The organism is Sphingomonas sp. UBA978, assembly GCF_002292295.1.
In the GTDB taxonomy this organism is placed as follows: domain Bacteria; phylum Pseudomonadota; class Alphaproteobacteria; order Sphingomonadales; family Sphingomonadaceae; genus Sphingomonas.
In genome coordinates, this window is the sequence record NZ_DBBS01000014.1 from 95,247 (window position 1) to 107,021 (window position 11,775).

Sequence of the window (11,775 nt, forward strand, 5' to 3'; positions counted from 1 at the left end):
TTCCCGATCGCGATCGAGACGTTGGTGTAAGCGACCCCCATCCTCACCCTCTCGCCGGCTTCGCCGTCTCTTCCCTCTCCCGCCGGGAGAGGGAAAAAGGTGCGTAGCGCCGAAAGGGTGAGGGCGAGCGCCGAACGCTGGCGTTACCGCCAGGTCTGGCACGCCACCGGGGTCCGCCCACGCAGCTTCCCGATCGCGATCGAGACGTTGGTGTAAGCGACCCCCATCCTCACCCTTTCGCCGGCCTCGCCGTCTCTTCCCTCTCCCGCCGGGAGAGGGAAAAGGCGCGTGGCGCCGAAAGGGTGAAGGCGAGCGCGGAACGCCGGCGTTACCGCCCCGCCTTCGCCACCTCGACCGCATAGACATGCCCCGGTCCCCACATGTTCGACCGGAACACCAGCCATTTGCCGTCGGGGGTGAAGCTGGCGTTGGGCTCCGAGCGGTAATCGTGGGGGTTGAGGTCGACCAGCCGCTCCGCATCGAACGCGCCCGGCGTGATGAGGTCGGCGCTGTTGGCGGCATGGATGCCGGCGACGTCGGGGATCGCGCGCGGGCGGAGCAGCTGGATATATTTGCCGTCGGGCGCGTGCGCCGCCATCTCGGGATCGCCGCCGTCGCTGGCGAACAGCGTCCCGTCGGGCGAACTGTTGAAATGCACCCCCCAGGCGTTGCGGTCGAGATGATACCAGCGGCGCCTGCCGGTCGCGACGTCATAGCCCGCCACCCAGAAATCCTCGCCGCGCGGGGTCTGCAGGTCGTACCAGACGGTCTTGCCGTCCTTGCTCCACCATTCGTGGCCGGCGATCTCCATGTTCATCGTCCGCGTGTGGAGCCGCTTCGGCGTGTCCGGCCGGTCGACGCGGACCAGCCACAGCCGGTCGACGACATGCCAGTTGCCCTCGTGGCAATAGAGCAGGACGTTGGGATCGGTCGGCGAGAATTGCAGGTGGTTGAGCCAGTCGGTCGAGGCGGTGATCGTCTTCCTCGCGCCGGTTCTGATATCGATCGTGAAGATCTCCATCGGGATGCGCTGCATCAGCCGGCGGTTGATCTGCACCTCGCGCCCCTCGGCATAGGTCAGTTTCTCGCCGTTGGGTCCACGCTCCGCGGCGGGATCGCGGCTGGCCATGACGCTGCCCGGGTTGACGCCCGCACCGGGACCGTCGCCGGTGTTGCGCGCGCCGGCGAACAGCGTCTCGTCCGCATTGATCGTCGCGATCGAATAGCCGGGCTGGAGGTCGGCGATCCGGCGGCTTTTGCCGGTGGCGATGTCATAGCCCATGATCGCACGCGGGCCCGTTTTGGCGCCGGCGCCGGCGGGGCCGTCGTGCCCCTGCGTCTGTTCCAGCGCGGTAAGGTAATAGACGGTGCCGGTGCGGTGGCCGACGAACTGCAGGCTCACCCGGCCCGGCACGATCAGCTTCGATGTCCAGCTTTTGAGGTCGAGCGCCATGATCCCGGCGGGCGAGCTGTACGCCATCCAGCGGCCGTCGGGGGTGTAGCTGTTGACGTTGAAATAGTTGCTGCTGCTGCCAGGCTGGTCGGAGATGCGGACGATGCGATGGCCGGTGGTGCGGTCGATCCAGGTTTTGGGCGGCGTCGCCTGCATATCCGGCTTCGCCGTCAGCACCGGCACCTGTTGCGCGGTGGCGGCGGTGCTTGCCATCAGCGCGGCGGCGGCAATCCATGGCATTGGCTTCACAGGCGATTCCTCTCGGGACGGACGTTCGACCTTGCGTGGTCGATTGACGCGACAGGTTCCACATCCTGACTGCAAGGTCCATCATTTATCGTCGTGTCATCGTGTTGGCGGCGCCGGACGATGCGCCTATCATCGCCGCGACAGATGGAGGTCCCGATGAAACTCAGCGCGCGCAACCAGATTCCGGGGACGGTCGTCGGCATCACGCCGGGGGCGGTGAACGGGACGATCAAGGTCGATATCGGGGGCGGCATCATCGTCACGTCGAGCATCACCGAAGAGGCGATCGCCGATCTGGCGCTGGCGGAGGGCGACCGCGTCACCGTCGTGGTCAAGGCGAGCGACGTGCTGATCGGCAAATGAGGTGAAGGTCGGCGCGCTCAAGCTGAAGCTGCAGCTCGCATGCGGCGACGCCTATGCGCTCGGACCCGGCAAGGCCGACCTGCTCGACGCGATCCGGCGCGACGGCTCGATCTCTGCCGCCGGCCGCACGCTCGGCATGAGCTACCGCCGCGCCTGGCTGCTCGTCGACGAGATGAACCGCTGTTTCGCCGAGCCGCTGGTCGAGACGCTGCGCGGCGGCGGGCGCGAGCGCGGCGCGCGGCTGACCGCGGCGGGCGCGGCGATGCTCGCCGCCTATCGCGAGCTGGAGGCGGCGATGGCGGACGTCGCCGACCATCCCGCCTATCGCCGGCTCGCCGCCGCGCTGCGCGACGTTCCCGCCGACCCTTCGTAAAATCCTGATTCCACGGGCTGTTCGCCTGTGTCGCGCTGTGTATACGGACGGATATAGAGATTCGCCGACAGGGCGGGGTCGACAGGGTGTGGCCGTCCGGTCGGGCAGGGGGGTTGAACGATGCGTTACGGAATCGGCCTTGCGGCGATGGCGCTGTCCCTCGGGTCGGCGCCCGCGATGGCGCAGACGCAGCGCGGGACGGCGGGCCCGGCCGCCACCGCGGACGACGAGGATACCGTGCCCGAGGTGCTGGTGACCGCGCGGCTGCGGTCCGAGAATGCGCAGGCGATCCCGACCAGCCTGTCGGTCGTCGGCGGCGACCTGCTCGACCGCAGCTATACGATCAACACGCAGGGGCTGACGACCCTGATCCCCAGCCTCAACTACAGCTCGGCCAACCCGCGCAACACCGCCTTCACCATCCGCGGCCTGGGATCGAGCGTCGTCGCGGTCAGCCAGTCGAACGACGGGCTGGAACCGGGCGTCGGATTCTACGTCGATCAGGTCTATCACGCCCGTCCCGCGACCGCGGCGTTCGACTTCGCCGATGTCGAGCGGGTCGAGGAATTGCGCGGGCCGCAGGGGACGCTGTTCGGCAAGAACACCACCGCCGGCGCGATCGCCATCACCACCCGCGAACCGGTCTTCACGCGCGAGGGGTTCGCCGAACTGTCCTACGGCAGCCGCGATTTTCTGCAGGCGCGCGGCTGGGTGTCCGGCCCGATCACCGATAGCATCGCCTATCGCGTGTCGGGCGTGTCGACCCGGCGCGACGGCGTGCTCGACAACGTCCGCACCGGCCGCGCGGCGAACACGCTCGGCACGCAGGCGGTGCGCGGCCAATTGCTCTTCCGGCCAGACGACGTCCTCCGGATGCGGGTCAGCGCCGATTTCACCAATTTCCAGGCCTATTGCTGCACGCAGGTCTATTACGGCGTCTCCGCGAGTCGCCGCCCGGTCGCCCGCCAATATGCCGCGCTGGCGGCGGGGATCGGCTATCGCGTGCCGAGCACCGACCCCTATGATCGGCTGACCGATATCGACGGACCGCTCGGTGCCGACACCAACGAGGGCGGGGTGAGTGCGATCACCGACGTGACGCTGCCGTTCGGCACGCTGACCTCGGTCACCGCATGGCGCTTCTGGAACTGGGATGCGGAGAACGACCGCGATTACATCGGCGTGCCCATCCAGCTGTCGCAGCACATCCCGTCGCGGCAGGACCAGTATAGCCAGGAGTTGCGGCTGGCGTCGGACGGCACCGGCCCGCTCGGCTATGTCGTCGGCCTCTACGGCTTCCGCCAGCGGATCACCGGGCGGCCGATCAGCATCTACGGTCCCGCCGCGGCCTATTGGCTGATCGGGCCGACCACCGGGGCGAATGCGACGCCGGTGCCCGCGAACCTGCTCGACGGCTATGGCCAGGACGGACGCACCGATTTCCGCACGCAGAGCTATGCCGCATTCGGCGAGGTCAACTGGCGGATCGTGCCGGCACTGACGCTGACCGGCGGGCTGCGCTACACGCACGAGGACAAGCAGGGCTCCTATGCGACAACCGTGGCGGGCGGGCCGGCGACGACCAACGCTGCGCTGGTCAACGCCAGATTGTCGATTCTGCGCCCGCAAAGCTATACCGCGCGAGACAGCGACGGCAGCCTGTCGGGCCGCGGCAACGTCGCCTGGGCGATCAGCGACGACGTGCTCGCCTATGCATCCTATGCGCGCGGGTTTAAATCAGGCGGGATCAACATGTCGGGCCTGCCGCTCGACAACCAGAACCGCCCCGCGCTCGCTACTGCCGTGGTCCGTCCCGAAGGCAACACGACCTATGAAATCGGCCTGAAGACGCAAGCCTGGAACCGCCGCCTCGTTTTCAACATCGACGGCTATGTGACGAAGGTCCGCGATTTCCAGGCGACCCTGATCGATTCCAGCCAGACCGTGGCACTGCGCGGCTATCTGTCGAACATCCCGCAGGTGACGGTGAAGGGGATCGAGGCGGACGCCACCGCGGTGCCGGTACGCGGCCTGTCGCTGCGCGCGGGGCTCGCTTATGCCGACGGGGAATACAGCCGTTATCCGGCGGGCCCGTGCCCGCTCGAGGTACAGACCGCGACGACGGCGGCGTGCGACCTCAGCGGCCGGCGGCTCGCCTCGCTGCCGCGCTTCGCGGTCACCGGCGGCGTCGATTACGTCCGCCCGGTCGGCGGCGGCGCGGTCTTCGTCCATGTCGATACCGCCTCGCGCAGCGGCTTCAACGGCGATCCCAGCCTGTCGCGCGCGACCTATATCCGCGGTTACAACCTCACCAACGCCAACATCGGCTATCGCTTCGCCGACGGCATGGAAGTCGCGGTGTTCGCGCGCAACCTGCTCGACGCCGATTACATTCAGAACGTCACCGTGCAGGCCGGCAATTCCGGATTGATCCTCGCGACTCCCAGCGACCCGCGCACGATCGGGCTAACGCTTCGATTCCATATGATGGAAGCGTCAAGCAGATAATGACTTGACCCGTTGGCGCGGTTGCATAGCCTCCCGCGATCGGAGGGGAATGTACAATGTTCGACCATCACACGCGCCGGGTTCGCGCCACAGTCTTCGCCGCGGCGGCGAGCGTCGCGCTGGCGGCAACGCCCGCCATCGCGCAGGCCCCCGCCGCCGGGATCACGACCCAGCAGACGCCGGCATCGTGGATCGACCCGACCACCGGCCGGCAGATCGTCCGCATCGACGCGACGCCGGGCAATTACGCGCTCTATTTCAACTACAACCCGTTCACCCCGCAGGGCGATCTGATGATCTACCTGACGCCGGAGGGGATCCGGGCGGTCGACCTCAAGACGTGGCAGACGCGGCTGGTGCTGCGCGCGAAGGTCGACCGGCTGCTGTTCGCCGGGCCGCGCAGCCGCAGCGCCTATTACACCGTGCGCGACGTCGCGGTCGACGACGGCGGGCCGTTTCAGGTGTGGCGCGTCGACCTCGACAGCGGGGCGACGCGCAAGATCGCCGACGCCCCGGGCGGGCGGATCGAGGCGATCAACGCCGACGAGACGCTGCTGGCGGGCGAGCGCGAGCTGCAACCGCCGCCGCCCGCGATCGCCGCGCAGGGTCGGCGCGATCCGAAGACGGGCGCGCCGACCTATGCCGGCACCGGTCCGGACGGCAAGCCCTTGTCCTTCGCCGCCGCCAAGGGGCAGTGGATGGCGGCGCGCCTCGCCGCGCGGGTGCCGATGGAGATGTATAGCATCGCCATCGCCGACGGCCGGCGGCGGACGATTCATCGCGCCACCGACTGGCTGAACCATGTCCAGTTCTCACCGACCGACCCCGGGCTGCTGATGTTCTGCCACGAAGGACCGTGGGACAAGGTCGACCGCATCTGGACGATCCGCACGAACGGCAAGGGGCTGACCAGGGTCCACACCCGCACCATGGCGGGGGAGATCGCCGGCCATGAATTCTGGAGCAGCGACGGGCACACGATCTGGTATGATCTGCGCACGCCGGCGAAGGATGGCGCGGGCTGGCTGTCGAGCTATGACGTCGCGAGCGGCGCGCGGACGCGGCTGGCGATCGCCGGGGACCAGAGCTCGTACCACTTCACCCAGTCGCCCGACCGGACCGTATTCGCCGGTGACGGCGGCAACGCCGGCAAGTGGATCAGCCTGTTCACGCCCCGCGCGACGGCGACGCCGCAGCCGAACCTGATCGCGCCCGGCGTGCTCGATACGACGCGGCTCGCCAACCTCGCGACGCACGATTACACGCTGGAGCCGAACCAGCATTTCACGCCCGACGGCAAGTGGATCGTCTATCGCACCAATCTGGAGGGCGCGCCGGCGATCTATGCGGTGTCGACCGGGCGCTAGCCGAGGACGATGCCCGCCGCCGCAAAGCGCGCCTCCGCCTCATCCGCGGTGGTGCGGCCGTCGCCCAGCGGCAGGGCGATGGCGCGGGTGAGGTCCTTCAGCACGATCGCCTCGAACCCGTGTTCGGCGGCGTCGAGCGCCGACCAGCCGACGCAATAGTCGTAGGCGAGGCCGACCAGCACGCAGCGCGTTACGCCGATGTCGCGCAGGAAGCCGGCAAGCCCGGTCGGCGTGGTGCGGTCGTTTTCGCGAAAGGCGGAATAGCTGTCGATCGCCGGGTCGGCTCCCTTGCGCAGGATCATGCCAGCGCGCGCCACCGCACCCGCCACGGCGGGGTGGAATTCGGCGCCATGGCTGCCCTGCACGCAATGGTCCGGCCACAGCGTCTGCGCGCCATAGGGCATGGCGACGGTGGCAAAGGGCAGGGCGCCCGCATGGCTGCTCGCGAACGAGCTGTGGCCGGCGGGGTGCCAGTCCTGCGTGACGACGACATGCGCGAACCGGCCGGCGAGGTCGGCGATACGACCCATGATCGCGTTGCCGTCGGTTACGGCGAGCGCGCCGCCGGGACAGAAATCGTTCTGCGGATCGATGACGAGCAGGGCGTCGTTGGCGTGCGGCAGGAAGCGGGACATGCCCGCTTATCGCCCGCGGCGGCGCGCGGCGAAAGCCCCGGCCGCGCCGACACGCGACCGGGGCTGCCGGATCAGCGGGGCGCCGTCCCGGTCGGGGCGGGAGCTGGCGCATTCGCAGCGGGCGGCGTCGCGCGGCCATCCGCAGGCGGGGGCGGCGGTGCGCGATCCGGACCGGCGCCCGGGGGCGGCGGCGGACCGTCCCCGCGCGGACCCCCCGGACCACCACGGCCATGCGGTCCGTGCGGGCCATGCGCCGGGCCGACTTCGCGGACCTGACCCGCGGGGTCGACGAGGAAGCGGGCGCGCAGCTGACCGTCGTCGTAGCGGCCCTGCACCATCACCGCATTGCCCTTGGCGATGCTACCGGTGGCGTTGCGGCCGGCGTCGATCATCGCGCGGCCGGTGCCGTCCTGCACGACGAAGCGGTCGCCGAACACCTCGGCGACGCGGCCGCGGACGGTGACGATGCCGTCGCTGGATCCCAGCTTCGCGATCGGCGTCGCCACCGTCGGCGCCATTTCGATCGAGGGGCGGGTCAGCGCCACCGCGCCCGCGCCGCCGGCCGCGCCGACCGCGACCATGGCCGCCGCGCCGAGTGCGAGGCGCTGGCGGTGTCCGAGTGTCATCCTAGCCATTCAAGTTCTCCATTTGGTGTGTCGATGACGGCGTTCTAGGATAATGCGTCCGACCCCCGCTGAACCGCGCGGTTCAGGTTCGGTTTAGCGACACGGGATACCGGCGGCCGATGCGCATCTTGCTAGTGGAAGACGACAGCGAATTGGGGCCGGGGATCGCGCGGGCGCTCCGGGCGGAGCATTTCGCGGTCGACCTCGTCGCCGACGGGATCGACGCCGCGCATCTGGGCGAGACGGAGGCTTATGACGCCGCGGTGCTCGACCTCGGGTTGGCGGGCAAGGACGGCATCACCGTGCTGAAGGAATGGCGCGCCGCGGGCCGCACGCTGCCGGTGCTGATCCTGACCGCGCGCGACGGCTGGTCGGACAAGGTCATGGGGTTCAAGGCGGGGGCGGACGACTACCTCGTCAAGCCGTTCCGGCTGGAGGAGCTGGTGATGCGGCTGCGCGCGCTGGTGCGCCGCGCCGCGGGCCATGCGCAGCCGGTGCTCGCCTGCGGGCGGCTGTCGTTCGACACGCAGATCGGCCATTTCGAGCTCGACGGCCTGCCGCTCAAACTGACCGCGTTCGAATGGCGGGTGCTGTCGGCGCTGATGCTGCGGCGCGAGGCGGTGATCGAGCGGCTCGACCTGCTCGAACGCGTCTACGAGGGCGATGCTGATGTCGATTCGAATAGCCTCGAGGTGATCGTCGGCCGGCTGCGCCGCAAGATCGGCGCCGAAATGATCGAAACGGTACGCGGCCGCGGCTATCGGCTGACCTGCCCGTGACGACCGGCGCCCTGCCGCGCGGCATGCCCCGGTCGATTCAGGGGCGCATGCTGCTGCTGTCCGCGATCGCGATCCTCGCCGCGCTGGGCATCGCCGGCTGGGCGATCGGCGGCGTGCTGGAACGCGTCGTGACCGAGGGGATCGACCGTCGGTTGGATGCGGAGATCGCGCTGCTCGCCAGCGTGGTGGACCGCGACGGCACCGTCGACCGCGCCGCGCTGGCGCAGCGCGCCGGCGTGCTGGAGGCGGGGCGCGGCTGGCGCTGGCGGATCGAGACGCCAGCGGGCGCAATCGGGTCGGCGGACGTGCCGCTGGGCCGCGAAGGACCGCATCCCCCCGGTCCCGGGCGGGAGGATGCGCGCGGGCCGGAGGCGATCGACGGCGATGATGCCCGCGGCCATGGCGTCCATGCGCGACGGCTGGTCATGGGGCGGGTGACGCTGTTCGCCGCCGCACCGCGCGCGGTGATCGCGCGGCCGCTGCGCGATGCGCTGGTGCCGCTGCTCGCGGCGCTCGCGATCCTCGCTGCGCTGCTGGCGGCGGCGACCTGGGTGCAGTTGCGGCTGGGACTGCGCCCGCTCGACCGGATGCGCGCGCAGGTGGCGGCGATCCGGGCCGGGACGGCGTCGCGGATCGACGAGGACCAGCCGGTCGAGTTGCGCGGCCTCGCTGCCGAACTCAACGCGCTCGCCGCCGACCGCGAGGCGGCGCTGGCGACCGCGCGCCAGTCCGCGGCCAATCTGGCGCATGCGCTCAAGACGCCGGTGGCGACGCTGGCGCTCGCCCTGCGCGACGATCCGGCAAAGGCGGCGCAGGTCGACCGAATCGACGCGACGATCCGCCATCACCTGTCCCGCGCGCGCGCCGGGACGGTCGACGTGCGCGCGAGCACGCCGCTCGCCCCCGCGGTCGCCGATCTGGTGCAGGCGATCGGGCGGCTGCATGCGGCGCGTGGCCTAGCCATCGACACCGACGTCGCCGACGTCACCGCGGCGATGGACGCGCAGGATCTCGACGAACTGCTCGGCAACCTGCTCGACAATGCCGCGCGCCATGCCGCGACCGGCGTGCGCGTCTCGGCGCAGCCGCAGGCGGATGCGCGCTGGTTCGATCTGGTCGTCGCCGACGACGGACCGGGCATCCCCGCCGCCGAACGCGAACGGGTGACGCAGCCCGGCGTACGGCTCGACGAACGCGGCGAGGGCCATGGCTTCGGCCTCGCCATCGTCCGCGAACTCGCCGATCTGCACGGCGGCCGGCTGACGCTCGCCGAACGGCCCGGCGGCGGGCTGGCGGCGCGCGTCACCCTGCCCGCGCGGCACCAAATCGCTCCCGGTTCGTAACGCCTGTCGATCATCCGAAAGGTTTCCATGAGCAACCCCGCGTTATTCCAGTCCGTCACCGTCGGGTCGCTGGCCCTGTCCAACCGCATCGTCATCGCGCCGATGTGCCAATATTCCGCCGAGAACGGCTGCATGACCGACTGGCATCTGATCCACCTCGGCCATCTCGCGCTGTCCGGCGCCGGCCTGCTGACGATCGAGGCGAGCGCGGTCGTGCCGGAAGGGCGGATCACCCATGCCGACGTCGGCCTCTGGGACGATGCGACCGAGGCGGCGATGGCGCGCGTCATCGAATCGGTCCGGCGCCATTCCGACATGCCGATCGCGATCCAGTTGGCGCATGCCGGGCGCAAGGCATCGACCGACCTGCCGTGGAAGGGCGGCAAACAGCTCGCGCCCACGCATGCCGACGGCTGGCAGACGGTCGCGCCCTCCGCGCAGCCCTTCGCCGAGGCTGAGAACGCCCCGGTCGCGCTGACCGCCGACGATCTCAAGGCGCTGTGCGACGCCTTTGCCGAATCGGCGCGGCGGGCGGCGCGGCTCGGCATCGACGCGGTGCAATTGCATGGCGCGCACGGCTATCTGCTGCACCAGTTCCTCTCGCCCCTCTCCAACCGTCGTGACGACGAGTATGGCGGCAGCCTCGACAATCGCATGCGTTTCCCGCTCGCGGTGTTCGACGCCGTCCGCGCCGCCTTTCCGGCGGACCGGCCGGTGACGATGCGCGTGTCGGGCAGCGACTGGGTCGAAGGCGGCTGGGACGCCGAACAGACCGTCGCCTTCGCACAGGCGCTGGAGGAACGCGGTTGCGCGGCGATCCATGTGTCGAGCGGCGGGCTCGACCCGCGACAGGATATCCCGGTCGGGCCGAGCTATCAGGTGCCGCTGGCGCGCGCGGTCAAACAGGGGTGCGGCCTGCCGGTGGTCGCGGTCGGCCTCATCACCGATTACGATCAGGCGGAGGCGATCGTCGGCACCGGCGATGCCGACATGATCGCGCTCGCCCGCACCATCCTCTACGATCCGCGCTGGCCGTGGCATGCCGCCGCGCACCTCGGTGCGAAGGTCAAGGCGCCGAACCAGTATCTCCGCTCTCAGCCGCGCCAGTATCGCGACCTGTTCGACGTCTGACGGTCAATTGTCCGACTAGACGAATCCTGTTTGGCGTTGGATGAAGCGCGGCCACGACGAGAGGATGCCCGCATGACCGACCATAATGTCCGAACCCTGTTGCCCGTACAGGCGATGCTGGGCGAGGGGCCGGTCTGGATCGGGCGCGATGCCGCTCTGTGGTTCGTCGACATCAAGAGCCGGCACATCCACCGCGTCGATCCGGCGACCGGCGCGGCGCGGCGCTGGGATGCGCCGGATCAGGTCGGCTGGGTGCTGCCGGGCGCCGACGGCGGCATGGTCGCGGGGCTGCGGACGGGGTTGCACCGGTTCGATCCTGCCGACGGCAGCTTCGCCCCGATCGGCCGGCCAGAGGGCGACCCCGCCGGCAACCGCCTCAACGATGCGGCGACCGATGGCGCGGGCCGGATCTGGTTCGGGACGATGGACGATGCCGAAACCGACGCGAGCGGACGGCTGTACCGCTATGCCGACGGCGCAATCGTCGACAGCGGCCTCGCGCCGGTGTGCATCACCAACGGCCCGGCGATCTTCGAAACCATGCTATACCACACGGATACGCTCGCCCGGACGATCTGGCGCGCGACGATCCGCGACGACGGCACGCTCGGCGCGGCGGAACGGTTCGTCACGATCGAGGACGGCGCCGGCCATCCCGACGGGTCGGTCGTCGATGCCGATGGTTGCCTGTGGGTTGCGCTGTGGGGCGGCTGGGGCGTGCGGCGCTATGACCCCGCCGGCGTGCTGATGGGCAGGGTGGACCTGCCCGCGTCGAACATCACCAAGATTGCCTTTGGCGGCGACGACCTGCGCACCGCCTTCGCGACCAGCGCGCGCAAGGGCCTCGACGCCGCGGCGCTGGCGGCGCAGCCCGAGGCGGGCAACGTCTTCGCCTTCGACCCCGGCGTCACCGGCCTCGCGGTGACGCCGGTCGCGCTGGCCTGAGCC

The 11,775-nt window shown here is 70.0% G+C and carries 11 protein-coding genes; 8 read left to right on the forward strand and 3 right to left on the reverse strand.

From position 1 onward, the window contains the following. Positions 1-328 precede the first annotated feature (328 nt). A complete protein-coding gene (locus B2515_RS06865) occupies positions 329-1,693 on the reverse strand; it encodes an oligogalacturonate lyase family protein (RefSeq protein ID WP_293875405.1) in 1,365 nt (454 codons plus the stop codon). 165 nt (positions 1,694-1,858) lie between these two features. Here B2515_RS06865 and B2515_RS06870 point away from each other — a divergent pair, with 165 nt between their 5' ends. The 4 genes from B2515_RS06870 to B2515_RS06885 all read left to right on the forward strand — a co-directional run bounded on the left by B2515_RS06870 (position 1,859) and on the right by B2515_RS06885 (position 6,313). After that, positions 1,859-2,065, forward strand: a complete 207-nt coding sequence (locus B2515_RS06870) for a TOBE domain-containing protein (RefSeq protein ID WP_293875135.1) — start codon at positions 1,859-1,861, stop codon at positions 2,063-2,065. Position 2,066: 1 nt separating this feature from the next. Then, on the forward strand, positions 2,067-2,438 hold the full coding sequence (locus tag B2515_RS06875) for a winged helix-turn-helix domain-containing protein (RefSeq protein ID WP_293875138.1): 372 nt from the start codon (positions 2,067-2,069) through the stop codon (positions 2,436-2,438). Positions 2,439-2,558: 120 nt separating this feature from the next. Then, entirely contained in the window at positions 2,559-4,946 is a 2,388-nt protein-coding gene (locus B2515_RS06880) for a TonB-dependent receptor (RefSeq protein WP_293875141.1), read from the forward strand. A gap of 56 nt (positions 4,947-5,002) precedes the next feature. After that, positions 5,003-6,313 carry an oligogalacturonate lyase family protein gene (locus B2515_RS06885; RefSeq protein WP_293875143.1) on the forward strand — a complete coding sequence of 437 codons (1,311 nt, stop codon included), beginning with the start codon at positions 5,003-5,005 and terminating at the stop codon, positions 6,311-6,313. On the opposite strand, the gene pncA is transcribed toward B2515_RS06885, so the two are convergent. After that, complete coding sequence (gene pncA / locus B2515_RS06890) at positions 6,310-6,948, reverse strand: bifunctional nicotinamidase/pyrazinamidase (protein ID WP_293875146.1); 639 nt, start codon at positions 6,946-6,948, stop codon at positions 6,310-6,312. The two genes, B2515_RS06885 and pncA, sit on opposite strands and share 4 nt — an antisense overlap. Positions 6,949-7,019: 71 nt before the next feature. Further along, a complete protein-coding gene (locus B2515_RS06895; protein ID WP_293875149.1) occupies positions 7,020-7,583 on the reverse strand; it encodes a hypothetical protein in 564 nt (187 codons plus the stop codon). 110 nt (positions 7,584-7,693) lie between these two features. Between B2515_RS06895 and B2515_RS06900 the strand changes: the two genes are divergently transcribed. From B2515_RS06900 to B2515_RS06915, 4 genes are all read left to right on the forward strand, one after another. Then, entirely contained in the window at positions 7,694-8,353 is a 660-nt protein-coding gene (locus B2515_RS06900; RefSeq protein WP_293875152.1) for a response regulator, read from the forward strand. A gap of 47 nt (positions 8,354-8,400) precedes the next feature. Next, complete coding sequence (locus tag B2515_RS06905; protein WP_293875154.1) at positions 8,401-9,696, forward strand: sensor histidine kinase; 1,296 nt, start codon at positions 8,401-8,403, stop codon at positions 9,694-9,696. 27 nt (positions 9,697-9,723) lie between these two features. Further along, a complete protein-coding gene (locus B2515_RS06910; protein ID WP_293875156.1) occupies positions 9,724-10,827 on the forward strand; it encodes an NADH:flavin oxidoreductase/NADH oxidase in 1,104 nt (367 codons plus the stop codon). Positions 10,828-10,899: 72 nt separating this feature from the next. Beyond that, positions 10,900-11,772 (forward strand): SMP-30/gluconolactonase/LRE family protein, encoded by an 873-nt coding sequence (locus B2515_RS06915; RefSeq protein WP_293875157.1) that lies wholly within the window; start codon positions 10,900-10,902, stop codon positions 11,770-11,772. Positions 11,773-11,775: the final 3 nt, after the last annotated feature.